Annotated in this window: 26 protein-coding genes; 20 read left to right on the forward strand and 6 right to left on the reverse strand. The window is 43.4% G+C overall.

Annotated features, from left to right (window positions below; all coding sequences use genetic code 11):
- Nucleotides 1–75: 75 nt before the first annotated feature.
- From BUA59_RS04470 to BUA59_RS04490, 5 genes are all read left to right on the forward strand, one after another.
- Entirely contained in the window at nt 76–1353 is a 1278-nt protein-coding gene (locus BUA59_RS04470; protein ID WP_084122153.1) for an ABC transporter substrate-binding protein, read from the forward strand.
- A 91-nt stretch (nt 1354–1444) separates the two neighbouring features.
- The gene (locus BUA59_RS04475) at nt 1445–2524 is read left to right on the forward strand and encodes a carbohydrate ABC transporter permease (protein WP_011978068.1); all 1080 of its coding nucleotides are present in this window, start codon (nt 1445–1447) and stop codon (nt 2522–2524) included.
- Nucleotides 2524–3402 (forward strand): carbohydrate ABC transporter permease, encoded by an 879-nt coding sequence (locus BUA59_RS04480; protein ID WP_072838530.1) that lies wholly within the window; start codon nt 2524–2526, stop codon nt 3400–3402. Before BUA59_RS04475 ends, BUA59_RS04480 begins: the two co-directional genes overlap by 1 nt.
- 23 nt (nt 3403–3425) lie before the next feature.
- Nucleotides 3426–4418, forward strand: a complete 993-nt coding sequence (locus BUA59_RS04485) for a glycoside hydrolase family protein (protein WP_072838531.1) — start codon at nt 3426–3428, stop codon at nt 4416–4418.
- A 2-nt stretch (nt 4419–4420) separates the two neighbouring features.
- Nucleotides 4421–5482 (forward strand): ABC transporter ATP-binding protein, encoded by a 1062-nt coding sequence (locus BUA59_RS04490; protein WP_072838532.1) that lies wholly within the window; start codon nt 4421–4423, stop codon nt 5480–5482.
- Nucleotides 5483–5551: 69 nt separating this feature from the next.
- Here the strand turns inward: BUA59_RS04490 and BUA59_RS04495 are convergent, their stop codons facing one another.
- From BUA59_RS04495 to BUA59_RS04505, 3 genes are all read right to left on the reverse strand, one after another.
- Nucleotides 5552–6823 carry a sensor domain-containing phosphodiesterase gene (locus BUA59_RS04495; RefSeq protein ID WP_217653723.1) on the reverse strand — a complete coding sequence of 424 codons (1272 nt, stop codon included), beginning with the start codon at nt 6821–6823 and terminating at the stop codon, nt 5552–5554.
- 200 nt (nt 6824–7023) lie between these two features.
- Nucleotides 7024–9246: a PepSY domain-containing protein gene (locus BUA59_RS04500; protein WP_072838533.1), complete on the reverse strand. Its 2223-nt coding sequence runs from the start codon at nt 9244–9246 to the stop codon at nt 7024–7026.
- 18 nt (nt 9247–9264) lie between these two features.
- On the reverse strand, nt 9265–9738 hold the full coding sequence (locus tag BUA59_RS04505) for a DUF2271 domain-containing protein (RefSeq protein WP_072838534.1): 474 nt from the start codon (nt 9736–9738) through the stop codon (nt 9265–9267).
- A 196-nt stretch (nt 9739–9934) separates the two neighbouring features.
- On the opposite strand from BUA59_RS04505, the gene BUA59_RS04510 reads away from it, so the two are divergent.
- Both BUA59_RS04510 and BUA59_RS04515 read left to right on the forward strand, forming a co-directional pair.
- Nucleotides 9935–10600 carry a response regulator transcription factor gene (locus tag BUA59_RS04510; protein ID WP_072838535.1) on the forward strand — a complete coding sequence of 222 codons (666 nt, stop codon included), beginning with the start codon at nt 9935–9937 and terminating at the stop codon, nt 10598–10600.
- Complete coding sequence (locus BUA59_RS04515) at nt 10590–11927, forward strand: sensor histidine kinase (protein ID WP_072838536.1); 1338 nt, start codon at nt 10590–10592, stop codon at nt 11925–11927. The genes BUA59_RS04510 and BUA59_RS04515 overlap by 11 nt, the downstream gene beginning before the upstream one ends.
- 13 nt (nt 11928–11940) lie before the next feature.
- Here BUA59_RS04515 and BUA59_RS04520 read toward each other — a convergent pair whose 3' ends face one another.
- A complete protein-coding gene (locus BUA59_RS04520) occupies nt 11941–12321 on the reverse strand; it encodes a winged helix-turn-helix transcriptional regulator (protein WP_072838537.1) in 381 nt (126 codons plus the stop codon).
- A 137-nt stretch (nt 12322–12458) separates the two neighbouring features.
- On the opposite strand from BUA59_RS04520, the gene BUA59_RS04525 reads away from it, so the two are divergent.
- The 3 genes from BUA59_RS04525 (at nt 12459) to BUA59_RS04535 (ending at nt 13944) form a co-directional block, all read left to right on the forward strand.
- Nucleotides 12459–13010: a flavodoxin family protein gene (locus BUA59_RS04525; protein ID WP_072838538.1), complete on the forward strand. Its 552-nt coding sequence runs from the start codon at nt 12459–12461 to the stop codon at nt 13008–13010.
- Between the two features lie 220 nt (nt 13011–13230).
- The gene (locus tag BUA59_RS04530; protein WP_072838539.1) at nt 13231–13506 is read left to right on the forward strand and encodes an Lrp/AsnC family transcriptional regulator; all 276 of its coding nucleotides are present in this window, start codon (nt 13231–13233) and stop codon (nt 13504–13506) included.
- A 30-nt stretch (nt 13507–13536) separates the two neighbouring features.
- Complete coding sequence (locus BUA59_RS04535) at nt 13537–13944, forward strand: GFA family protein (protein ID WP_072838540.1); 408 nt, start codon at nt 13537–13539, stop codon at nt 13942–13944.
- 122 nt (nt 13945–14066) lie between these two features.
- Here the strand turns inward: BUA59_RS04535 and BUA59_RS04540 are convergent, their stop codons facing one another.
- A complete protein-coding gene (locus BUA59_RS04540; protein WP_072838541.1) occupies nt 14067–15224 on the reverse strand; it encodes a methionine aminotransferase in 1158 nt (385 codons plus the stop codon).
- Nucleotides 15225–15494: 270 nt separating this feature from the next.
- On the opposite strand from BUA59_RS04540, the gene BUA59_RS04545 reads away from it, so the two are divergent.
- The gene (locus tag BUA59_RS04545; RefSeq protein ID WP_072838542.1) at nt 15495–17822 is read left to right on the forward strand and encodes a methyl-accepting chemotaxis protein; all 2328 of its coding nucleotides are present in this window, start codon (nt 15495–15497) and stop codon (nt 17820–17822) included.
- 37 nt (nt 17823–17859) lie between these two features.
- Here the strand turns inward: BUA59_RS04545 and BUA59_RS04550 are convergent, their stop codons facing one another.
- On the reverse strand, nt 17860–18780 hold the full coding sequence (locus BUA59_RS04550; protein WP_084122157.1) for a LysR family transcriptional regulator: 921 nt from the start codon (nt 18778–18780) through the stop codon (nt 17860–17862).
- 146 nt (nt 18781–18926) lie between these two features.
- Between BUA59_RS04550 and mdcA the strand changes: the two genes are divergently transcribed.
- The 9 genes from mdcA (at nt 18927) to madM (ending at nt 26294) form a co-directional block, all read left to right on the forward strand.
- Nucleotides 18927–20588, forward strand: a complete 1662-nt coding sequence (gene mdcA / locus BUA59_RS04555) for a malonate decarboxylase subunit alpha (protein WP_072838544.1) — start codon at nt 18927–18929, stop codon at nt 20586–20588.
- Nucleotides 20588–21463, forward strand: a complete 876-nt coding sequence (locus BUA59_RS04560) for a triphosphoribosyl-dephospho-CoA synthase (RefSeq protein ID WP_072838545.1) — start codon at nt 20588–20590, stop codon at nt 21461–21463. The genes mdcA and BUA59_RS04560 overlap by 1 nt, the downstream gene beginning before the upstream one ends.
- 13 nt (nt 21464–21476) lie before the next feature.
- Nucleotides 21477–21791: a hypothetical protein gene (locus tag BUA59_RS04565; RefSeq protein WP_072838546.1), complete on the forward strand. Its 315-nt coding sequence runs from the start codon at nt 21477–21479 to the stop codon at nt 21789–21791.
- Nucleotides 21784–22638, forward strand: coding sequence for a biotin-independent malonate decarboxylase subunit beta (locus BUA59_RS04570; RefSeq protein ID WP_072838547.1), 855 nt, complete (start codon nt 21784–21786; stop codon nt 22636–22638). Before BUA59_RS04565 ends, BUA59_RS04570 begins: the two co-directional genes overlap by 8 nt.
- A complete protein-coding gene (gene mdcE / locus BUA59_RS04575; RefSeq protein ID WP_072838548.1) occupies nt 22635–23480 on the forward strand; it encodes a biotin-independent malonate decarboxylase subunit gamma in 846 nt (281 codons plus the stop codon). Before BUA59_RS04570 ends, mdcE begins: the two co-directional genes overlap by 4 nt.
- Entirely contained in the window at nt 23477–24112 is a 636-nt protein-coding gene (locus BUA59_RS04580; protein ID WP_084122159.1) for a malonate decarboxylase holo-ACP synthase, read from the forward strand. The genes mdcE and BUA59_RS04580 overlap by 4 nt, the downstream gene beginning before the upstream one ends.
- Nucleotides 24109–25011: an ACP S-malonyltransferase gene (locus BUA59_RS04585; RefSeq protein ID WP_072838549.1), complete on the forward strand. Its 903-nt coding sequence runs from the start codon at nt 24109–24111 to the stop codon at nt 25009–25011. The genes BUA59_RS04580 and BUA59_RS04585 overlap by 4 nt, the downstream gene beginning before the upstream one ends.
- A 104-nt stretch (nt 25012–25115) precedes the next feature.
- Nucleotides 25116–25517 carry a malonate transporter subunit MadL gene (madL, locus tag BUA59_RS04590; RefSeq protein WP_072838550.1) on the forward strand — a complete coding sequence of 134 codons (402 nt, stop codon included), beginning with the start codon at nt 25116–25118 and terminating at the stop codon, nt 25515–25517.
- Nucleotides 25518–25526: 9 nt separating this feature from the next.
- A complete protein-coding gene (gene madM, locus BUA59_RS04595) occupies nt 25527–26294 on the forward strand; it encodes a malonate transporter subunit MadM (RefSeq protein ID WP_072838551.1) in 768 nt (255 codons plus the stop codon).

Genomic DNA, 26294 nt, shown 5'->3' on the forward strand with positions numbered 1-26294 from the left:
GCTACGATGTGTTTCTTTTAATTAAAATGACATCGGTGTCATTTTAAAAATAGCTCATATAAATGGGAGAAAAACATGAAAATAACAAAAAAATTGGCATTAACCATGTTGTCTGCAAGTGTTTTAGGGAGCGCTTTTGTCTCGACTTCCGCCTTTGCAAAAACAGATCTTTCGCTTTGGTATCACGGCGCAGGTAATAAAGTTGAAGCGAAAGTTATTAATCAAATTGTTAATGACTTTAATAACAGTCAAGACGATTGGAATGTGGTTTTAGAGTCATTTCCCCAAGGTTCATACAACGACTCTGTTGTTGCTGCCGCATTAGCTAACAACTTACCAGATATTTTGGATGTAGATGGTCCAGTGATGCCTAATTGGGCATGGGCAGGATATTTACGACCTTTATTAATCGACGAAGCAAAAATTGCTGATTTTTTACCAGGAGTTAAAGGCTATTGGGACGGGAAGCTGTATTCAATCGGTTTATGGGACTCTGCCGTCGCTATGATGACACGCCGCTCAACCTTAAATGAAGTCGGAGCTCGTATACCAACAATTGACTCACCATGGACTGAAGAAGAATTCAACGACGTTCTTAAAAAGCTGAAAGCGACAGGAAAATATGATTATCCGCTTGATTTAGGTATGGCTGAAAGTGGCGAATGGTTTCCTTATGCTTTTAGCCCATTTTTACAAAGTTTCGGTGGTGACCTGATTGATCGTTCCACCTATAAAACAGCTGAAGGTACATTAAATGGCCCCGAAGCCATAGCCTTTGGTGAGTGGTGGCAAAGCTTATTCGTCAATGGCTATGCGCCAGGCAACTCTCAAGACCCAGCAGACCATGAAACAGGATTATTAGAGGGAAAATATGCGATGCAATGGTACGGAAACTGGGCGGCTTTAAAAAACTTAAATAAGTTTGGTGATGATGCGCTGTTTTTGCCTGCACCTGATTTTGGACATGGGCCTAAAATAGGTGCTGCAAGTTGGCAATTCGGAGTCTCTTCGGCTTCTAAACACCCACAAGGCGCATCGGACTTTATTGAATTTGCTCTTCAAGATAAATACTTAGCTGCATTTTCAGACAGCATTGGCGTAATACCACCAACACAATCCGCGGCAGCATTAACAAAAAATTATCGACAAGGCGGAGCTTTGGCCGTTTTTTATGCCCTATCCAAAGCACAGGCCTTAGTTCGTCCCGTCACTCCTGGTTATATTGTTGAAGCAAAAGTCTTTGAAAAAGCCTTAGCAGATATCGCTGATGGTGCAGATGTTGCGGACACGTTAGATAGCGCAGCTGATGAAATTAATGCCGATATTGAGAAAAACCGCGGCTACAGCCGTTAATACGTTTTGATAGGTCCTTGGCAGGTATAGGACTTCTCTACCTGCCTACTTTTAGCAAAATATTTTAGAGCTAGCGATACTGGTATTTTTTATGAAAAAAAACTCGATATTAACGCGGCATAACACCACAGGATGGCTGTTTGCGTCTCCCGGTTTCGGCTTGATGCTTCTATTTATTGTCATTCCATTTATTTTAGCTATTGCATTCTCTTTAACGAATCAGCGCTTGATGTCCCCTAACGCAGCAGAGTTCGTGGGGTTAGAAAACTACACCAATATGCTAGATGTAGGCATTTTGGTAGTTGATCCTGAAATCGATGCTAGTGGCAACATTTTAGTGGATAAGAACGGGGACAATAAATACCCAAGACTCAGAAAATTCACCCGAAATAACCCTGATTATCCCAATGTACAAGGGATGAAAGAGTGGTTCTCATTCTCTTGGGGAGAGCAAAAAGTCGCAATTATGGCCAGTGATCTTGTGTTTATGAAAGCTCTGGTTAATACCCTTACCTTCGTGGCGTTTGTTGCCCCTATTCAAGGTGCTTTGGCACTCATATTGGCATTACTAATTAACCAACCATTACGCGGCATACAGATTTTCAGGTCGATATATTTTATGCCTGTCGTTGTATCGATCGTGGTCGTCTCTTTGTTATGGCGTTTTATCTATGACGGCCAAAACGGACTATTAAATAGTGTGCTGAATACTCTCACATTTGGTCATTTCAAAGCAGTGGACTGGCTGGGTAATCAAGATACGGCGCTCGGTTCAATCATGGCTATGTCTATTTGGCAGGCGGTAGGTTTTCACATGATTATCTGGCTATCAGGCTTACAAACTATCTCTCCAACACTCTATGAAGCAGCGAAAATTGAGGGTGCAAGTCCTTGGCAGACATTCCGCTACGTCACATGGCCAGGCTTACGTAATACGGCCGTATTAGTCGTAATCGTCATTACCATGCAAGCCTTCTCGCTATTTGCGCAGATCGATGTGATGACAAGTGGCGGTCCTCTGGATAGCACTCAGACTATTGTTTATCAGGCAGTAGAACGCGGTTACGGAAAGCAGGATATTTCTGGAGGCTCAGCGATGTCTGTCGTGTTATTCCTACTCGTTTTGAGTATTTCCCTACTGCAGCGCTACTTAACACGGGAGAAAAACTGATGTTTCAACTAGATACGGACAACCCAACATTGCGCTTAATCGTGCGTTATATGGTATTGACTCTCATCGCTCTCATTTTTGTCACGCCGATTCTTTTTATGATGATGTCGTCACTAAAACCTGATCAACAGTTGTTAGCAGATACATCCTCTATTAAAGCGTTTCTACCCATTGGGGACATTAGTTTTGACAACTATAAGGCAGCCTTTGAACGCGCTCCCATTGGCATGTTTATGCTGAACTCACTCCTTGTAACAGGCGTGACGGTTGTACTTGGTCTGCTAGTTTGTTCGATGGCAGGTTTTTCGTTTGTATTCCTCAACTGGCGAGGAAAAAGCATCGCTTTTTCCATTATTTTAGCCACTCTAATTGTGCCTTTTGAAACCATAGCGATTCCAATGTTGTTGATGGTTTCAAAATTGCCTTGGCTTGGATTAGATGGCTTTAGCTGGGGCTGGTTAAACAGTTATCGAGTGCAAATTATCCCCTTTATCGCCGACGGTCTAACCATTTTCTTGTTCGCTCAATACTTTAAAGATTTGCCTAAGGAGCTTATTGAAGCGTCCCGAATAGAAGGCTGCAGTTGGTGGCAGGTTTACTGGAGAGTGGTTATGCCTTTGTCTGGTCCGATCATTGCCACAGCTGCAATTTTGAAGTTCCTAGCCATGTATAACCAATATTTATGGCCAATCATGGTGACGCAGCAAGAGCAATATCGCCCGGTATTAGTTGGCTTACAGTACTTTTTTCAATTGAACACGGCATGGGGAGAAGTTATGGCATATCTCACCATAATCACTGTGCCTGTCTTAGCTTTTTATCTCGCTTTACAACGCGCATTTATCGCCTCTATCGCATCGACAGGTGTCAAAGGATAGGCTTTTTTTTTGGAGTAATAAAAATGACAATAGCATTAGAAAAAAAATGGATATGGGACAGCTGGTATCACAAAGAAGGTGATGTTTGGCATGGCTATTTCCTGCAAGCAGATAAGTCACTTATCGATCCTGAGTTGCGCCATTTAAATGTCACTCAGGCTCATGCAATATCAAAAGATTTGATCGATTGGGAACATTTAGGCACCTGTTTTGAGCCTTCAACATCAACAGCCTGGGACGACTCCACAACTTGGACCGGCAGCGTGGTAAAAGACGATGATGGCTTATATCACCTCTTTTATACTGGCACCTGTTTAGCCGAGAAAAGTTTATATCAACGTGTCGGTCACGCAATAAGCGATGATCTGCATAATTGGAAACGTGTGGGAGACGGCTTGTGCTTAGACATAATCGGCGAAAATGCCCAATACTATGAAGACCAGCATCAAGTAGGTCATTGGCATGATCGAGCGATGCGAGACCCATGGGTGATGAAAAACCCAAATGGCAAAGGCTGGTTAATGTATTTTACCGCTCGTGCACCAGGCATTGAAGAACCCAATGCTGGCGGCGCAATTGGCTTTGCTACCTCTGACGACTTATATCACTGGGAGCTACAAAAACCTGTTTTTGTTGGCGGCTTTGGCCAATTAGAAGTACCACAAGTGTTTGAACTTAAAGGTCGTTGGTACTGCTTATTCTGCACATCGTCTTCTCATTGGGCCGATGCTTTTATAAAAGCTCGTGCTGGTAAACCAGTCACTGGTAATCACTATTTGGTTGCGGACAACCCTGAAGGGCCATGGAGCCTCCCAGAAAGTGAATTCCTAGACGGCGATGATCCATGCTACCGATATGCTGCACGCATCCTACAAACCGATACTGGCCCCGTTATCATAGGTTTTCATGATCAAGGCCCAAATGGCTTTGTTGGTGAAATTTTAGATCCTGTCGCAGTACATGTGAATGATGAAGGATTGTTAAGTACAGACGATAACAATAAAAAAGGACAGTAGTCATGGCGGATTTACAGCTAAAATCCATTGAAAAAAACTACGGCTCTACTCGTATTATTAAGGGCGTCGATATCGATATCAAAGACGGCGAGTTCGTTGTTTTTGTTGGCCCTTCTGGTTGTGGTAAATCCACTCTTTTACGCATGATAGCAGGGCTTGAAGATATTTCTGGTGGAGAGTTAACCATAGATGGAAAAGTCGTCAATGACTTACAACCAAAGGACCGAGGGATCGCCATGGTTTTCCAATCTTATGCCATTTTTCCTCACATGACGGTACGAGAGAACGTTGGCTTTGGATTAACCGTATCTGGCGTTCCCAAAGATGAAAAAGTGCAGCGGGTAAACGAAGCTGCACAGATTCTGCAAATGGAACATTTGCTGGATCGTCGCCCTAGCCAGCTGTCTGGTGGTCAAAGACAACGTGTTGCGATAGGTCGCGCCATTGTTCGTAATCCTAAAGTGTTTTTATTTGATGAACCGCTCTCGAATTTAGACGCCGCCTTGCGGATGGATATGAGAATGGAGATTTCAAAGCTGCATAAAAAACTCGATGCCACCATGATTTATGTGACTCACGATCAGGTTGAAGCGATGACATTAGCAGACAAAATCGTCGTACTCAAAGATGGAGAAGTTCAACAAATTGGATCACCAATGGAGCTTTTCCATAAGCCTGCAAATCGCTTTGTCGCGGGGTTCCTTGGCTCTCCATCAATGAACTTTGTGAAAGTAAAAGTGGTGGCTCATGATAACGACAGCATCACCGTCAGTTCAGACGTTATAGATGAGGTGGTCTTACCTAGACACGATCGTGATGTTGCCGTTGGTGACACTATTGAGCTAGGGATTCGTCCTCAGTATTTAGAGCCTCATCACGGTGAACTCAAAGGTTCAATGCATGGCCGTGTGTCATTATCAGAACGTCTTGGTACCGAAACCGTGCTAGACATTACATTAGCAGATGGCAATAAGGTAATTGCGTCTATTAGTGAAGATAAAGTCTTTGAGGTCGACGAAGAAATAAGCCTGTGTTTTGATATCGAAAAGGTTCATATCTTCTAAAAAAGACGAGCAAATTTTATTGTAAAAATCATGAAAAGAGCCTCATTAAAGAGGCTCTTTTCATACAAACTAAGCTCGACTAGAGCAAAAAGTTAACACGTCATCAATTGGCAGCGGATGGCAAAAAAAGTATCCTTGAATTGTTTGAGCGCCTAACTCTTGTAGCACTTCCAGCTCTGCCAAGGTCTCTACACCTTCACCGAGAACGTTGCTTTTGGTTTCTTTTGCAAAGCCGATTAAAGCGGCAACCAAGGCTCTTTTTCTATGATCTGAATTGATATTAGAAATTAAACTTCTATCTAATTTAATGATATCTGCTTGCAGCTCCAGTATATGCTGAAAACTTGCAAAACCCGCTCCAGCGTCATCAACGGCAAGTCGCATGCCTCGTTCCCGAAAAGGCTGAATAGCATCGCGAAATGCCTTGTAGTTTGGAATACATTCTCGCTCAGTCACCTCCAAAACAATTCTATTCAAAGGTGCTTTATCTAACATGGCTTGCAGATAAGGCGAGGTAAGATGCTTAGGAGAGATATTGAGGGTTATGTAATACTGCTCTGGAATATCAGGCAACAAATTAAGCGCCTCCTCAATGGCAAATAACTCAAGTGCTTCACCAATACCAGACACATTAGCTTTATTAAACCAATAATCAGGAGAATGATATGGTTCGGTTTGAAAGCGCGATAAACACTCAAAGCCTTGAACGTTCTTACTTTTCAAATCATAAATGGGTTGGAGGACAACATTCAGCCGTTTTTTATGGATGATATCGAAAATATCTTCACGGGCTACTTGCTGTATTTTTGAAACAATAAGTTCTTTTTCTATGTTACGCGCTGCAAATTTTGCGAATAGGGTTAGAAGCGATAGGTCTTTATTCGATAATGATTGATCCGCACGCTCACTGAAACAGCATAAAGTGCCGTAAATGGAGTCGTCTGATAGATAGATTGGTACGCCAATGTAACTACCAATATTCAACACTTTGGTGACTGCTAAGTCTTTTGTTAGTTTGTTTTTTGAGGTATCTGGAATGATATTTGGTAGTTTTTTATCCGCGATCAGCCGGCAATAGGTTTCTTCATTTTTATCTTTATGACCTTGATGAAGAACAGTGGTACAACCAACACTATTATCGACATGTAGCATTTCGCGATAACCATGATGAAAACGAGATAAAAAAGCCGTGTCCATTCCCAAGTGCTGACGGATGGTTTGAATCAAATGATCTAAGTCCTGATGCAGCGATGCTGTCAGAAGATCTTCTTCAATTTCCTCTTCGCTCTGCATATTTAAAATAGCAGACAATAAGTCAACATCATCGTTTATTTTCAGCATCATTATCTCGTACACTCTCTACCTCTGAGAATTTATCTATATGCATTGGATATGATGAAAGTCATCCCAAAAACTAAGCAAAGGATAACAAAGACACTGACGTTCTTACTGTGTTGTTTAGACGTTATTAGGTAACCAATTGAGTCTATCGTTGTTTCTTAATGTCATTATGTAAATAAATGAATCATTAGGTAAATAGGCTAATACACATCCTCTAAATAACGCCCTTGCGCTTTTAATGAATCAACATTGATCTGCAAGGGTTTAAGAATGTCATTAATTGCTTGAGCAACGCCAGCAGCCATGTCTCGGCCACCACAAACAAGAATTTGCGCGCCTTGCTCTAACATTTGTCGAACGGCGGTTTGATCTTGTAACAACTTATCTTGCACATAAGTTTTTTCAGTAATTTGATCAGTGGCTTGGCTCTTTACCTGAGAGAAAGCCGTTTGTAGTCCAGTTAAACGATGATCCTCAAGGTAGCGACCTAGGTCTGGCTGATAAAGAAAATCAGCCTCTTCATTGCGTCCGCCCCAGTAAAGGAACATAGGATTGCGCTGGGTATTTTTGCGAATAAAACCCGCCAACGGTCCAATACCCGCACCCGCACCAATTAGAATCACTGGATTGCTGCCAAGTGCAGGACGAAACTCAGGGTTTTGACGGATAAAGCCTTCAATACCGCCGCCGATTATTAAACCGTGCAAATACCCAGAACAAACACCATGAGGCTGTTTACGTACACAGATTTCCAACACGCCATCGCTTGTTGATGACGCCAAGGAGTAGAAACGCGCCACGTCGTCTCCCGGCGGCACAATACCCAGTAAATCACCGGCTTCAAAAAAAGGTAATGAATCCTTACCAGTAGCGCTAAAACGAAAAATGCTCGTGGCAGCCAAGCCTTCTAGACCATAGTCTTCACGATCTATCAGTGTCAGTTTTGCGGTCGGAGTCGGCAGAGGGTTATGAGTTAAAGCAAGCGGAATACCGGTCACATCAGCAATATCATTACCCCATTCCCGAAATTGTGCAGAAGAACCTCGATTGATCAAACCTACCGAATGAAGACGAGCTATGCCTTTGTTTTGCAGAGCTGCATCCACATCTAGCGCATACTGACAGAATTGCGAAAACTGCTGATCACCGAAGCCCAATACGGCAAATTGCAGGGTCTGATCCGGCCGAAAGCTCCCTAATTTTGTTAAAAAATTATGGGCAGAAGACGGTGCATCGCCATTGCCGTAGGTCGAAGTTAAAATAAACAATCGCTTAGCTTGTGGATAATAATCCTCCAATTGGTTCATCTCAGCGCAATACACCCTACAACCCGCTTTACAGAGGTTTGCTTGCAGATCTCGAGCAAATCCCCAAGTTATATTGCCCTCTGATCCGACTAAAATAATGGTATCCGCTTGCTCAAAACTCACCTTGTTAGTCTGGCTATTGGTTTGGGTAATGGCCGAACGGCGACGAATCCACCAAGACCGAGCACCAGTATAAGACAACACCGGAACAGTCAGTGCTGAGGCACCAAGGATCAGCCCTAACCACCACAGACCTTCACCTGTGTGTAGTTTCGTCACCCACTGTTGCAGCGCGCCGCTTTCAGGCAAAGGCTCAAAAGAAAGCCATTGGCCTGTTGATTGATCGACAAAGCCAGCACCATGGCGAGCTGTTACTGAGTAAACATCTTGTGCGTCATCCGGCACAGAGAAGATGAGTTCTCGCAGCTCGCTTAAATCCATTGTTTTTAATGCCGCTAAAGAACCGACAGAAGTGGGCTGACCACCCGATACAGCATTAGGGAACTCGGCTTCTACATAAGTATGATCGGTAAAAACACCAAAACGCAGTGCGGACATATAGGCACCTGTCAATGAGGAGAGAAGTAAGCCAAGTACCGCGAAACGCGCCAATTCTGAATGAATACGCTTACCACCTTTGCCTTTAAAAGGTTTGACTAAGGCTTTCCAACCACCAATACGACGCACCAATAAAAAGGTTCCAGAAAGACAAATCAGCACCATAAAGCCAGCAGTCACACCTGCCATCATTCGGCCGGTGTCACCCAATAAAAACGAGCGATGCAGATCCTTTACCCAAACCATAACAGCGGAAGGCTGATACGGTGCGATGCTCTCACCTGTTAACGGATTAACCAAATCTGCATGAGACTTTTCATCTAGTTGATAATGCACAATGACTTCGCCAGAAAGATCTCGTTCTATACGTTCGGCTTGTGGAAAATGCGTCACTACATGTTGCGCCAGCGTTGCAACGCTTACCTCACCTACTGCTGGAATCATAGCGGCGGCTCGATGAAATGTCGGCATCAAAGACAGCACCGCACCAGTACAGGCCAGCGTTATAATAAACAACATCACCGCCAAACTTGGTAAACCATGCAATTTGCGCAACATAACCTTTACTCCACCCGCTTATTTAAGATCGTAGGTAAATGACATCACGTATCCAGATCCGATTACTGCTTTGCCGGATCCTGCTGTTGTCAAAGGCGTCGACACATCCGCTTGGTTGCTGTTTGCGTCTTCGACAGCGCTATCAATCACTATTTTATAGCCAGAGTCGATCAAGCTATCGTCTATGTTCTGGGTAATGGTTAACGATCTACCACTGGTAATGCTCGCTCCAGTTTTGCCATCGTATTCAGCACTTTTTTTACCGCTTGCACGAGACCAGCCACGTAAGTGCGAATAATACTTACGTTCTTTTCCTGCAACCCAAATCGTCTGCTGGTACTTGTCATTGGCGTCCAGAAGATAAATCGCAAAATACGCGCCGCTGCCATTGTAGCGAGCCAGTTGGGTAGTAAAGGTTACTTCCCAAGCCTGTGCTGACATGGACAATGCCAAGCCTGAAAAAATGCTTAACGCCAATAGAATGTGTTTCATCGTGGTTTCCTTTTATGTCTGTTAAGCACACTCTATAACCCTTACCTGACTCTGAGCTGAACGCGAATGTTTTTCTGAAAAAGACACAAGTTCTTAAGAAGGCACAAAAAGCTAACAAGACAAAAATCCGCGTCATTCAGGTTAATGTCAGGTCGATGAGCTATGATGAGCAAAACAATAGAATCAGAGATATGGCATGCGAGTATTGTTAATAGAAGATACAACTGGGTTAGGAGAAGCCGTTCGGGATCAAATTCGTGACGACGGCCACGCTGTAGATTGGGTGCAAAGCCTGAGTTTTGCCGAAGCCAGCGTGAAAGCCACCAGCTATAATTTGATTCTACTCGATCTCATGTTACCGGATGGTAATGGCTTTGATTTTTTAAAAAGCCTTAGAAAATCAGGAAACTCAACCCCCGTAATCATTCTTACAGCTCGTGATCAGGTGTCTGACCGAATTGAAGGACTAAACGCCGGAGCCGACGATTATTTAATCAAGCCTTTCGACCTTTCTGAATTATCCGCTCGTGTCGGAGCCGTTGCTCGGCGTTATCGTGGCGACCCAAATCCACTCGTCAAAATCGGTCATTTAGAAATAGATCTGAGTGAACATCGCATTAGGGCGAATGGACAAGCAGTGGAGTTGACTGCGCGCGAATGGGCGCTATTCGAAGGCTTTGTACAACGCCCAGGGACGCTTCTATCTCGCTCGCAGCTTGAAGACCGCTTGTACCAATTCGGTGCCGAGATCGAGAGCAACACCATTGAAGTTTACATCAGTCGGTTACGCAAGAAACTAGGCCGAGATGTCATTATTACCGTCAGAAACATGGGTTATCGTTTGGAGACTTATGAGCACTAATACCAGCTTAAAGAAAAGCCTGAGCATCGGCCTGACTTTGGGAGTCTCATTACTTTGGCTATTCGACGCCATAACTTCGGGTTTGGTGGTGCAAAAGGAGATGAACGAATCTTTCGACAAAGCGCTCAAAAAATCGGCCCAACATATTCTGCCCTTGGTGATTACCGATTCCTTCAAACAACAAAATAACGATAAATTAGGTATCCCTACTTTAGAAAACGATGATGAATACCTGACCTATGTAGTCAAAGACCAGCAAGGCAATGTTCTATTGCGCTCTAAAGATGCCAATCCGCAGATATTTGGCGAAGACCTAAAAATAGGCTTCTCTAATACCTCGACCCATCGGATTTACACCACATCCGCATTAGAGCACCATGTTTATATTGCAGTGGCTGAACCGCTAGAGCACAGGGAAGAAGATCTCATGGAGGCAGCGATTGCACTACTGCTTCCCTTACTGTTTTTAGCACCAATTAGTTTGTTAGGTATCTGGTGGATTATTCGATTGTCTCTTCGTAAAGTCGTTATCTTTCAACATGCTATTGAAGAACGTGGCGCAGGGAACTTATCGCCAGTGGAAATGGAAAAACTACCCAAAGAATTCAAACCTATCGCTGTGGCCGTCAATCGCTTGCTCGAACGACTACGCCGCACACTAGAAGCAGAACGCAGTTTTACCGCCAACAGTGCCCATGAATTACGTACGCCTCTGGCGACAGCGTTGGCCAAGGTACAACGAATCAAATCGATCACACAAGACGAGCAATTAAAACGGCAAATTGCGGATGTTGAAAGCTCGCTAAAAAGTCTATCAAAGCAGTCAGAGAAATTACTCGAATTAGCCAAAGCAGAAGGTGGTGGTGCCATTTCACAACAACCACATAACCTTGTACCTATATTGAAGATGATAGTGGGCGACTTTAGTCGTCAAACCCCAGAACGTATTAAATTAACCTTGCCGACAGGTGATATTAACTCTTTGTTAGACCCAGATGCCTTTGCCATTCTAGCGCGTAATCTGATTGAAAATGCGCTCAAACATGGTCGAGCTAATCGTCCAGTGGAAGTGAGTTTGCTGGAAGATGGAACGCTGCGAGTGGTGAATGAGTGCGATCTTGTTGCACCGCAAGATCTCGCCTTGTTGCGCAATCGGTTTGTGCGAGCAAATACGACCGCTTCCGGCTCAGGTCTAGGGCTAGCGATTGTCGATGCCATTACCTCAGGAGCGGGAATTGCCTTGCAGCTCAAATCCCCAGCGGCGGGTAAGCAAGACGGCTTTGAAGTGGAATTAAATGTTAACCCTAGAACCGGAAGTAGCGACTAAGTATAGCCAGCTTCTATGCATTAACATCGTCGTAGTTTTTTTGCGCCTGTTTTACCTGCTCTATATTTTGCTCTGCCCAATCAGCAAACAGCTCAATCGTTTGGGCAAAATCATGCCCTAAGTCCGTTAATTCATACTCTACTGTCACTGGCACGGTGGCAAAAGCAGTACGAGTTATCAGGCCATCTCGTTCTAGTTGCTTGAGCTTTTGAGACAAGACTTTTTGCGAGATACCTTCTATTTCACGTTTAATTTGATTAAACCGAAATGAGTCTTTTCTTAGTAACCTAATAATTAATAGTGTCCAGTGATCAGCCAGACGATCGAAAAAGGCTCTTGCTGGGCAGCCTTTGGCATAAATACTATAGGATAAAGGCGCGTTATCTTGGTTCAAGGTAGTTTCCCTCAGGTAACCTAGTCACTAAAAGGTTACTTCTTGTATAGTTAGTTTCTAAAACATACTATCAATTTTGTTGAAACAAGACGAGGCCTTACCTCGTATTCATATAATCAAAAGCATTGGAGTGAGTAATGAAAAAGACAGTAGTGGTTTTCTTCTCAGGATATGGACATACCAAACACGTTGCCGAGTACGTTGCAAAGGGTGCTAACGCAGAAAGTATTCAAATCGATGAAAATGGCGATATTACAGACGCGGATTGGGATACATTAAACGCGGCTGATGCCATTATTTTTGGTGCCCCAACTTACATGGGTGGTGCACCTTGGCAATTTAAGAAATTTGCTGATGCAACATCTAAAGCCTGGTTTACTCTAGCTTGGAAGAACAAAGTATTCGGTGGTTTTACCAACAGTGCAAGTTTAAATGGTGACAAACAAGTCACTCTTATTTACCTACAAACGCTTGCATCTCAGCATGGTGGCATTTGGGTAAGTTTAGGACTTCCACCATCTAATACGCTTGCTGCTACACGCAAAGATGTCAATAATCTAGGTGGTTCTGTTGGCGTTTTAGTTCAGTCTCCATCTGACGCTGGTAACGACGCTATTCCTGAAGGCGACCTAGAAACAGCTCGTCTTTACGGTGAACGCGTTGCGCACATTGCAAGCCGCTTCAATTAATTAAGCATTATTTTGGTGTTTCAAACGGCATGGCTTTCCATGCCGTTTTTCGTCCATCCTAAGCAATGCTCTAACCTCTACATATTTTCCAATTCGTCCACATAAGTTGTCTCTTTGTTCCTTTGTAAATCGCCGCTTAAGGTGCTTTAATTCCCAACTATTCGCTGGTATTAATTGTTAAAATTACAGCGGTCACTCACAGTCCGAAGAGGAAACACCCATGGTTACTGCTATCATCATGCTTTCTGTTGAGAAAAAACACATCAACCAAGTCGCTGAAAAATTAGCTTCCATCAAAGGCTTGTCTGAAGTTTATTCAGTTAGTGGTCCATACGATATCGCCGCTATCGCTCGTGTTCAGAACAATGACGAAATATCTGAGTTGGTGACACAACACCTTGCACAGATTGATTACATTTTGAAAACAGAAACCATGTTGGCATTTAAGGCTTATTCAAAAGATGATTTAGAAGGCATGTTTTCCGTTGGCGCTTAACCTTTAATATCTTTTTTGGAGCATTCGATTATGAGTCATCTTCACACTGGATCTTGCTTGTGCGGTACGGTTAAATTTGAATTGGAAGGCGAGTTTAAGAAGTTCTTCCTTTGCCATTGCAGTCGCTGCAGAAAAACCTCTGGCACAGCACACTGCGCCAATTTATTTGCGCCGGGTGCTACGCTTACTTGGTTGAGTGGCGAAGATAAACTCAGTTTTTATCGATTAGAAGACACAAACTTTGCTCGTACTTTTTGCTCTGTGTGCAGCTCAAATTTGCCGACCGATGCGAAAGCTCGCAGCTTAGTTGTCGTTCCTGCTGGCTGCTTAGACACTGACGTCGATATAGCACCACAAGCGCATATTTTTATGGACAGCAAAGGCAACTGGGATGAGCATTTAGGCGATATTCCAGCGTTTGAGGCGCTACCAAACTAAATAGCCAAACCAAACAATGAATTAAGCAGTCATTAAAAAGCCAACGAGATGTCCGAACATCGACGTTGGCTTTTTTGTGACTTTTTTCTAATGACTTTTCTTTGCGCTACTCACTCTATTGATTAAAGCTCACTTAAACGACGAGCGGCTTCAAGCAAGGTGCTTTCTTCTTTGGCAAAACACAGGCGGATAATGCGTTGATCTTTTGGCGGTTGCTGATAAAACACGCTGACTGGAATCGCGGCTACACCGACTTGGTCAATTAGCCACTCACAAAATGCCACATCGTCCAGATCACTAATCTGGCTGTAATCCAGCAGTTGAAAATACGTGCCTTCGCATGGCAGTAACGTAAAGCGACTACCTACTAATGCGTTTCTCAGTACGTCGCGTTTTTGCTGATAGAACGCCGCCAAGCCAGTGCTAGCTTCAGGCAATGCAATAAGATGCTCCGCCAAGGCTTGCTGCAAAGGAGTGGCGGTGCAGAAAGAAACAAACTGATGCACTTTGCGCAGTTCCACGGTTAATTCCGCTGGCGCCACAATGTAGCCAACTTTCCAGCCAGTTAAGTGAAAGCTTTTGCCAAAAGAAGAAACCACTAAGCTTCGTTTTGAAAGCTCTGTGTGTTTGTGAACACTTACTGCGGATTCACTAAAGTGGATAAATTCATACACTTCATCAGACAGTACATAAATGTCACGACTCGCAATCACTTGCCATAAGGATTCTAAATCCTCTGCCAACCAACAGCTTCCCGTTGGGTTGTGTGGCGTATTGATTAAGACCAAACGCGTTTTATCACTAAGTAATTCAGAAAACGCCTGCCAATCAGGGCGAAACTCAGGCGCACTCAAAGTAACTCGACGACAAACACCACCCGCTAAGGTCACTGCTGGCTCATATAAATCGTAAGCGGGATCGAACAAAATAACTTCATCGCCATCATGCACTAACGCAGCAATCGCATCAAAAATGGCTTCCGACGCACCGCTAGTCACCGTAATCTCACTAAACGCGTTAACTTTTCGGTCGTAATGACGTTCGATCAAGCCGGCAATCGCTTCTCTTAAAATCGGCAAGCCAGTCATAGGCGAGTATTGATTATTACCAGTTAAAATCGCCTGTGACGCGCGTTCTAATAATCGAGCATCCGGTGGAAAATCTGGAAATCCTTGCGACAGGTTAATCGCGCCTTTCTCGACGGCTAACGCCGACATTTTTGTAAAAATAGTAGTGCCGACTAACGGCAACTTGGAAATAAGAGCTGAAGCGATGGTCACGGTGTTTTACCTTGTTAAAAGTGAGGCACGTACATTGGTAGATTGAAGCTCATTTTCCATGAAAAAAGAACATTGAGTCAAAGCCTATCGTCGCTATTTTCATAGTTATGTTTCATGCTCAAAATTCGGTTTTGCTTAACACCAAAAGCCCATTGTATTACTCAAAAAAATCTAACATTACAAAAAGGGTACGTTTTTACGACACTATTAACTTGAGATAAAACGCTAAGAAATTAGAATATCTCAGATATCGTACTTTAGGATTAAAATATGTCTATTAAGGCAAAAACCACTTTCATTCTTTTACTATCTACTCTCTTATCGCTCTCCTTATTAACGAGCGTTATTTATTTCCAAACCAAGGAAAAATCAAGTGAGGCACTAGAACAATCTTCAACCGATAAATTAATTGCGGTCCGCGAAGCTCGTAAAAAAGGCATTGAACGTTATCTAAACTCTACTGTTAATCAAATAACAGCACAATCTAACAATCCAACCATTAAAAAAGCGATGGCTGATTTCAGTTCTGCTTTTGAAAACGAGAACACTAATTCGAGTATAACGACAGAAGAAAATACTAACCTAGTATCCTATTATGAAACTATATTTTCAAAAGAATATGAAAGACTAAACCATAAACCTATAGATATTAATAAGCTAATTGATTCTTTAAGTGCCAAAGAAAAATCTTTACAGTATCGTTACATATCGAATAACAAACAGCCTCTCGGTGCTAAACATAAACTGAATTCTGCAAACTCTGCAGCAGACTACGATAAGGTACATGCTCAATATCACCCTTATATCCGTAGTTACTTAGAAACATTCGGACTTTATGATATTTTCTTAATCTCACCTTCTGGCGAGGTGGTATATAGTGTCTATAAAGAAATAGATTTCGCAACTTCACTGATGAATGAAGCCAATATAGATAGCGGCCTAGCAAATGTCTTCCGTCAAGCAAATGAACTCAGCAACAACGAAAAATACGCTATTGTAGACTTTTCACCTTATACAGCTTCTTATGGAGCTGCAGCTTCATTTATAGCAAAACCGCTATTCGTAGACGGAAAAAAAGCAGGCGTATTAGCTTTTCAAATTCCCATAGATCAAATTAATAACATAATGACTGGCGATAATGATTGGTCAAACTCTGGTCTAGGTTTATCTGGAGAAAGTTACCTTGTAAACGATAATCTAAAAGCAGCAAGTATTAATCGTTTTTTAGCTGAAAACCCTGATAGCTATATAGCTAGTCTTAAAAACACTCAAATATCTAAAAAAGAAATAGAAGAAATATCACTTCGAAAAAATAATGTCGGAATTCAAACAATAGATACTCCGTCTGTCAGAGCGGCATTATCTGGAGAGTCTGGAAACAAGACAATCTTAGACTATCGTAACATTACTGTTTTATCCTCTTATACTCCAGTTAAAATCCCTGGTCTTAATTGGGTTTTGGTCAGCGAAATTGATACTAAAGAAGCGTTTCAAGCAGCAACAGATCTTGCTCATTCAACTCTAAATACAGCACTCTTTTCCTTGCTTGGAGCCAGTATTTTAGCTGTCATTATTGGATTGTTCTTTGCCAAAAAACTTACTATGCCAATACTAAAACTCAATCAATTTATTAATGATGTAACTTTTAATAAAGATCTATCTCAGAGAGTAAAAATAGAAGGTAAAGATGAAATATCAGAAATCAGTAGTAATATTAACAATTTATTAGAAACTTTTGAAAATATTGTTAAGCAAATAACAGGGACAACTAATCAACTTGCTACGTCCTCTGAGCATTTAGCTGATGTCAGCCACCAGACACAAAAAAATATGTTACAGCAGCAAAGCGAGAGCGAGCAGCTAGCTACAGCAATGCATGAAATGGTTGCTACAGTAAATGAAATAGCCAATAACGCATCAATGGCAGCCACCTCAGCCAGAGACGCGGATCAGGCTACAAAGATAGGTTTGCAGACTATTGAGGGTACTGAGGCTCATTTACAGAAATTAAATATTGAACTAAAGAATTCTTCTAATGTTGTTCATCGGCTCAGCGAAGACAGCCAGCAAATATCTCAAATACTTGATGTCATTAACGGTATTGCAGAACAGACTAACTTGCTGGCATTAAATGCCGCAATTGAAGCGGCACGAGCAGGAGAGCAAGGACGAGGGTTTGCTGTCGTTGCAGATGAAGTTCGAACGCTAGCAGCACGAACCCAAGAATCCACACTAAAAATCAATGATATTATTAACATGCTTCAGAACCGTAGCAAAGAAGCAGTAAGCGCAATGGCTGTGAACGAAGAACATGCTAATAAAACGATAGAGCAGGCGTACAAAGCTAAAGATGCACTAGGCGAGATATCTAAAGGTGTAACAGAAATAACCGATATGAACATCCAAATAGCAAGTGCCGCCGAAGAACAAAGCCTAGTCGCGGAAGAAATAAATAAAAACGTTACACAAATTGTAATGCTAGGCAATTCTTCCTCTGAAGGGGCAAATGAAGTATCAGATGCTAGCGAAAATCTATCCAAAATCAGCAGCGAGCTTTTATCTTTAAGTGCTCAATTTAAAGTAAACAAATTATCTTAATTAAGGGATGCGGCAAATAATTCTCTTATTTCCCGCATCACATTCTTGCTTTGTATTCTCGTGCGTAATTACGACATTCGGCGATGCAGTTTAAGATTCTAGGATCTCTTTCACGACTCGATAGACACACCATGACCACTTGCTGTTTCATATCGGCCATATTTTCCATCGATAATAATTTTATTTTGGTATCAAAGACATGCTCTACACGACGTGGCAATATGGCGTAACCAACACCGCCACTCACCATGCTCATTAACGAGAATATGTCCCCCAATTCCATCGCAATATTGGGTTGTATCCCTGCTTTCTGAAAGACTTTTTGGGTATCTGCTGAGGTAGCAAACCCATCTGATAGTGTGACAAAGTTTTCGTGCTGAAAATCCTCGAGCCTAATTTGGCTATTATTAGCAAGAGGTGAATCACAGCTCACGGCCAACATCAGCTCATCTTCAAAAAGAGGCAGGTGGGTATACTCTACATCATCAATGGTTTTTTCCGCTGAGATAAGAATCACATCGAGTTCAAAGGATCTTAGCTTGCCTAATAAAGAAGCATTTGAACCTAATGATAGCTCGATATTTAAGTCACTTTTGCGGCGTTTAAGACCTGCAATTAGCTGCGGTAATGTGCTGATAGTGAGCGAATATAACGCTCCTAATTTGAATTGATTGGAATAAATACCGGCGACTTCTCGAGTGCTGGTGATCCCGTCTTGGAGGTCATTTAATACTTGTGTGACCCTTTCTTCCAACACTCTAGCGCTGGGTAAAGGCGTCAGTAATCGCCCTTCTTGTCGAAACAAAGGACACTTCAATCCTTCTTCAAGAGAGTGTATCGCCCGATGAACACTTACTGAACTGAGCTGTAGCTTCTCGGCCGCCTCAGACAAAGTACCCACTTTCATAAAGGTCAGAAACACTTCCAATTTTTTAAGTGTGATCATTTCATCAAACATAATTTTTCCCAGCTTTTTATTAGAGCGTCACTGCTCTCTATTATTTTTCAAAGATTATTAGCATGAGAGTAATGATTCCACAAGCACCTTGATTGATAGAGAATGCCTTCCTTCATACTGTGAAAGAAAAAACAGGATGAAGTGCGATGCAAACGAATACTGATTCTGGACATAATTGGTTCAGCCGACGTCAAAATAAAGAACGCCGTATGTCAGATCTTAGTCATCTAGTTGACGGGTCTATCATTCCAACAGAAAACATCGTTGCTGCCATGGAGCAGTTAATAAAGCCTGGTGATAAAGTCGTACTAGAAGGCAATAACCAGAAGCAAGCCGATTTCCTTTCTCGTTCATTAGCAAAAGTCTCCCCTGATAAAATCAACAACCTCCATATGATTATGCCTAGCATCAGTCGATCCGAACATTTGGATCTATTTGAGATGGGTATTGCTCGTAAACTTGATTTCTCTTTTTCTGGCCCACAAAGCTTACGCATTGGCCAACTAATGGAAGATGGCCTTTTAGAAGTTGGCGCTATACACACCTATATCGAGTTGTATGCTCGACTTTACGTAGATCTTAATCCAAATATTGCACTACTAGCGGGTTTTAAAGCAGACAGATTAGGCAATATTTATACAGGACCAAGTACCGAAGACACGCCCGCACTAGTTGAAGCGGCAGCATTTCGTGATGGTATTGTTATTTTTCAAGTTAATGAAATTGTCGACGATGTGTCGGACTTGCCGCGGGTCGATATTCCGGCGTCTTGGGTCGATTACATTGTCTTAGCGGATCAACCTTTCTTCATCGAACCTTTGTTTACTCGTGATCCTCGCCTTATTACACCACTGCAAGTTTTGATGGGCATGATGGCGATCAAAGGCATCTACGCGAAACACCAAGTACAGTCTCTAAATCATGGTATCGGCTTTAATACCGCAGCGATTGAGTTGCTCTTGCCAACCTATGGCGAGTCGTTAGGGCTAAAAGGCAAAATTTGCCGCCATTGGACATTAAACCCTCATCCAACCTTGATCCCAGCGATTGAAACTGGCTGGGTTGAGAGCGTGCATTGTTTCGGCACCGAACTCGGTATGGAAGATTATATTGCCAATCGTCCGGATGTTTTCTTTACCGGTAAAGACGGCTCAATGCGTTCTAACCGTGCCTTTTGTCAGCTAGCAGGACAATACGCGGTTGATATGTTTATTGGCTCGACGTTACAAGTTGATGGCGATGGCAATTCTTCAACCGTCACTCGAGGCCGTCTAGCCGGCTTTGGCGGCGCGCCAAATATGGGTCATGACCCAGGCGGACGAAGACATTCATCGCCCGCTTGGCTGGATATGAAGCCCGATGACTCTTTGTTAAGCAAAGGCCGCAAGCTTGTCGTCCAAATGGTAGAAACCTATCAAGACAGTAATAAATCGACCTTTGTAGAAGAGCTCGATGCTCTGGCCATGGCGCGTGATTACAAAATGCCATTGGCTCCGGTGATGATTTATGCCAGCGATGTAACTCATGTTCTGACCGAGGAAGGCATCGCTTATGTGTATAAAGCCGAATCACTAGAACAACGCCGAGCAATGATCGCTGCAGTGGCTGGCGTTACGCCACTGGGACTCAGCCAAAACCCTGAAGTTACAGCTCAATTACGACGCGATGGTTTGGTTGCTTACCCAGAAGACTTAGGCATACGAAGAAGCGATGCTAGCCGGGATTTGTTGGCGGCTTCAAGTATTTCAGACCTTGAAACATGGTCAAATGGTCTCTATAAGCCACCAGCAAAATTCAGGAGTTGGTAATGACTATTTTATTACGAAATTCAACAGCTCCAGATGTAAGCAAACTGTTGCGCCTTGATCCAGAGAACCTAGCTCATCTTGCTTCTCAGGCACTGAAGGAAGAAGCGTCCTTGAGTCCAAAGCCAGCCCTCGTAGATTCACGAGGTTCTGGTGCCCACACTGATATGGATGTGGATTTGTTAATGAGATCTGCTCATTGCCTTGAACCTTACTTTTGCAAGATGGCTGAAAATGCAATCGTGCGCCCAATAGGTTCTGAGCTGCGTCGGAATATTGGTGCCATTGGTCGTGATGCAGAACAAGCGATGCGCCAAGAGACAAACGGCGTTAATACTCATAAAGGTGCAATCTGGGCATTAGGGTTATTAGTCGCCGCGGCGACTAAAGCTAACACGCTTGATGAGTTATTTAATGACGCTGCGCGTTTAGCAAACTTACCTGACGAAGGACTTAAAGCCGTGTACCTAAGTAACGGCTTACAAGTTCGCCACCAATATGGCTTATCAGGTGCGAAGGAAGAGGCGCAACAAGGCTTTCCTCATATCCAAGAACTCGGACTTCCCATGTTGTTCATCAGCAGAGCTCGAGGCGACTCAGAGTCTGATGCTCAACTTAACGCATTATTAGCCATTATGACGCGACTTTCAGACACCTGTGTTGCGTCACGAGCAGGACTTGAAGGGATAAACACCATGCAGCAAGGCGCTAATGCCGTGCTTGATGCGGGTGGTACAGGCACATTATTAGGTCGTCAGTTGCTTAACAAATTAGAGCAAGACTTATTGCGATTAAATGCCTCTCCTGGTGGCGCTGCCGATTTATTGGCTGCGACCCTGTTTATAGACAGCCTGACTCACCAGACTACTAGCCACTAATTTAGGAGTTTTTATGGATACTTTTCATATTGTTCGCCCTGCTCGTAAAGCCCCCATTAATCAAACCTTAGTGGGCTATGTTGGGTCAGGTGATTTAGAAGTCATGATTGATAACAGCGATAGTCCTCAAGCTGACATCTATATCCACTCTTCTAGCTCGGCTGGAGAACAACGTTGGCTCGCTCTTATCGAACGTATTGAAGCCAATCAACCTTTACCTATGATGCGCATGGACATTCATGATTTTTCTGCGACACCGGGCGTGATTCGTTTACGTTTAGAACAAGCATTAGAGCAAGCCTTAACCAAGGAGGCGTCTTATGAGTAACGCTCAAGACTCAAGATTAAACACTAACTTTGTTGAACAAGGCGCAAGAAAACGAATTGAATACGTATTGGATTCGGGATCGATGCGTGAACTGGTTACACCATTCGACCGAGTTATTTCGCCTTGGTTAGAAGTACAAGGCATTGTGCCTCAGTTTGATGATGGCGTAGTGGTTGCTCGTGGCGCAATTGATGGCAAGTCTGTGATTGCCATCGCGATTGATGGCAGCTTTCAGGGGGGCAGTTTGGGTGAAGTAGCTGGGGCAAAAATAGCGGGCGCTCTTGAATTAGCCGTTGAAGCGAACCAAGCAGGAGAATCAATTGCCGCTGTATTAATGTTCGAAACCGGTGGTGTTCGTCTACAAGAAGCAAATTTAGGTTTGGCCGCGATTGCCGAGATTCAATCAGCCATTGTGGCGTTACGAAAACTGCAGCCTGTTGTGGCTTTAATTACCGGTCCGGTTGGTTGTTTTGGTGGCATGTCTATTACCGCAGGTCTGTGCAGCTATTTATTAATGACTCGTGAAGGTCGCCTTGGATTAAACGGCCCACAAGTTATTGAGCAAGAAGCTGGCGTTGGTGAATATGACTCTCGTGATCGCCCTTTTATCTGGGGTTTAACCGGAGGCGAGCAACGTTATACGACAGGTTTGGTTGACGATTTTTTTGGCTCAGATGTCATAGAAGTTCGTAACAAAGTACAAGAATATTTACGCAAAGGCGTACCAGATACCTTCCGCAGCGAAGCAATTCAGTCCTCTTTAGACAGACTAAAAAATGTAGATACGCAGCATCAAATTACCTCTGAAGCAGCACGTGAGATTTTCGCTAAGGGAGCATCATTATGAACACTGCAGCAATCAAGACAGATACCGTAAAAACGCACCGTGGTCGTGTTTGGTTTGATCTATTAGCAGACAATATGATGGTGCATGAAGGTGCCGTTCCCTCGGTGATGATTGCCAATGGCAACTTAGCTGAACTTCCATGCTCACTGATATTGGTTCAACCCGATAAAAATAACCTCTACCCAAGAGCCATTAATGGCGAGGTAGGGCTTTTGGAAGGTTGGGCACTGGCGGATGCTATCCATAATATTGTTTCTAAAGACGCTGAAAGCGAACAAAAATCAGCCATTATCGCCATTGTCGATGTACCTAGTCAGGCTTATGGACGAAGAGAAGAAGCGCTTGGTATTCACCAAGCCTTAGCGGCTGCCGTTTCTGCTTATGCTCAAGCCAGACAAGCAGGCCATCCCGTTATTTCGCTACTCGTCGGAAAAGCCATGTCAGGAGCATTTTTAGCTCACGGCTATCAAGCCAATACGATTCTTGCCCTAAATGACGATGGCGTCATGGTGCATGCGATGGGCAAAGCCGCGGCGGCTCGAATTACCATGCGCTCTGAAGAGGAATTAGATCAACTAGCCAAAACCATACCGCCAATGGCTTACGACCTTAAAAGCTTCGCAACGCTTGGGCTGATTGAAAAGTTTATCGATGTAAGCAGTGCTGATGCACCTTCTTCTAAAGATATTGAGCTAGTGCAAATCCTATTAGCCGATGCCTTAGAAAGCCTGAAGGGCGACACGCAAATAACAAAGCGTTTACAAGGTGAAAATAGAGGTGCATCACGTCGAGTTCGTGAACTGCTTCGCGCTCAATGGAAAAAGGCTGAGCCAAACTTATGATGTGGATGGCGCACGATTTACTCTGGCTTGACCGTTCTCTGCTTGTTGCTGGTGCTGAAAAGCCAGACCTACCTGATTGGGTAACAAGTGGAAATGGCCCAGTTGTCGTGCGCCGAGAACTGGTTTCGATAGCAGAGCTTGTCGCAGTAGGTGTTCGTGGTGCTAACAAAAGTGAACGTTGTGCCGCTTATGCTCCTCTATCTGCGGTGCAGTCGAGCTTAACGCCTTATGAAATAACAAGGGCACAAGCTTGGTTAGATCATCAAGATCGCTTTAAAGCCCCCGTTTTACAGGCTCTGGAAATAGTCGCCCAAATGCTCAACGGTCATAATTTAGAGTGGGGGATTACCGGAAGCCTTGGTTACGAGCTTGCAACTGGAGATAAGCAAATCCATGCGAAAAGTGATCTGGACTTAGTCATCAAGGCACCAAAGCCATTAAGTAAATCCTTTGCACGGGAGCTATTGAAAGAGCTAGGCGAATTACCATGCCGCCTAGATATTCAAATCGAAACAATGACCGGAGCAATGGCATTATTAGAGTGGGCTGGTGAAAGTTCGACAGTGCTTATTAAAACGGAAAAAGGCCCATTTTTGGTCGCTAATCCTTGGGAAGGAGGTAGGCAATTATGACTCAAGTATTTACCTTTCCGGGGCAAGGGTCGCAGCGTGCTCACATGTTACAAAACTTACCAGATCATCCTAATGTGACCCTTATAAAACAACAGGCTGAGGATATCTTAGGCGTAAAACTAAACGCACTAGATTCCCAAGAAGCGCTCACTGATACGGTGAATGTGCAGCTTGCACTATTAATTTGTGGAGTGGCTTGGGGACAATATTTACAAAACGTAGGAATAAAACCTGACTACGTTTTAGGTCTTTCTATCGGGGCTTACCCTGCAGCAGTGGTAGCAGGAAGTCTAGATTTTGGCGATGCATTACGATTAGTAAAAGCTCGCGCCGATTCCATGAAGTCAGCTTACCCTAGTGGATATGGCATGCTTGCAATCACCGGAGCAGAATTTAAACATGTGCAAGCCGCCGTAAATTTACTTCAAGAAAAGGGCGAAAAAGTTTATCTTGCTAATCTTAATGGAGAATATCAGTTCGTCCTTGCTGGAGAAAAGCGAGTTTTAAAAAACGCAGCTGAACAAGTTAGAAGCCAAGGGATTGGTGCAAGCGTCTTTTTAGATGTAACCGTACCCTCGCACTGCCCTCTACTCAAAGAGCAGTCGGAAAAACTTCTTGCCATGTTTCAAGCCATCACGTTGAAGACATCTAACAGTCTATATGTCAGTGCCGCCAAAGCTCGAGTCTTACGCAAGCCTGATGATATAAAAGAAGATTTAGCACTAAACATGGCACACCAATTACATTGGTATGACAGCTGTCAGATGCTTGCTGAGCGAGGTGTAAACAAAGCTCTAGAAATGCCTCCTGGCAGTACTCTGACAGGGCTATTTCGGAAGGTTTTAAACGGTGGTGAATGCTACAGTATCGAAAACATAAATCTTAAGACTATTTTATGAACACACCTAAGAACATGAGGCTGAAGCCGGGAGGTAAACACAACTTTATAGACCAGTGCAGTACTTTCATCCAAAAACAAAAATGATAAGAGTGGGAGAAAAAAATGATTATTTACGGCGTCGCGTTATTATCAATATGTACGTTAGCAGGGATTAGTATAGGGCAGATTTTAGGCAACTTAATGGGTCTTCCTGCGAATGTTGGCGGTGTTGGTATTGCCATGATCTTACTAATTGTTGCAGGCAGCTATTTAAATAAAAAAGGCTATATCGATGCAAAAACAGAACAAGGTGTTGAGTTCTGGAGCGCCATATACATACCTGTTGTTGTCGCTATGGCTGCAACACAAAACGTTCATGGTGCATTAAGCGGCGGCCCAATGGCAATCCTTGCCGGCGTCATGGCGGTTGTTGTCGCATTTGCTTTAGTGCCTGTTATTGATCGTATGGGAAACAGCGACAATACAGAATCTGCTAATTCCACTAAATCAACTAATAACCTATAAGGTGACTGTATGTTCGAATCTTTACTTTTAGTTAGCACGAAATACAGCTTAATCACTGGATTTGCCGTTATAGGTTTTACTATGTGGGTCTCGTATTGGCTTTCAGCTAAATTGACTCAAGGTCGTATCCATGGCTCGGCTATTGCGATTTTATTGGGCTTAACTATGGCCTATTTCGGCGGCCTTTGCACTGGTGGCAGTAAAGGCGTTGTAAACGTTCCTTTATTATCTGGTATCGGCTTACTAGGCGGCTCAATGTTGCGAGATTTCGCCATTGTCGCTACAGGCTTTGGTGTCAAAATAGATGAATTAAAACGTGCAGGAATGGCTGGCGTTACCGCCCTTATCTTCGGTATTTTTTCTTCTTTTATCGTTGGTGCTGTCGTAGCCGTAATGTTTGGCTATACCGACGCCGTTAGCATAACCACCATTGGTGCTGGAGCGATCACTTATATTGTTGGACCTGTAACGGGTGCTGCAATAGGCGCAAGTTCAGAAGTTATGGCATTGTCCATTGCAGCTGGTTTGGTGAAATCAATCCTTGTTATGGTGGCAACACCATTTGTCGCGCCACTTATTCGTCTTAATAACCCAAGAACGGCCATTATATTTGGTGGTCTGATGGGAACATCGAGCGGTGTTGCTGCAGGACTTGCAGCGACTGACGCTAAGCTTGTTCCTTATGGCTGTATTACTGCAGCCTTCTACACGGCACTTGGTTGTCTTTTAGGGCCTTCTATTCTATTTATCGCCGTAAGAGCAATCCTTCCTGGCTAA

Origin of the sequence: Marinomonas polaris DSM 16579 (genome assembly GCF_900129155.1) — a bacterium.
GTDB classification, from domain to species: domain Bacteria; phylum Pseudomonadota; class Gammaproteobacteria; order Pseudomonadales; family Marinomonadaceae; genus Marinomonas; species Marinomonas polaris.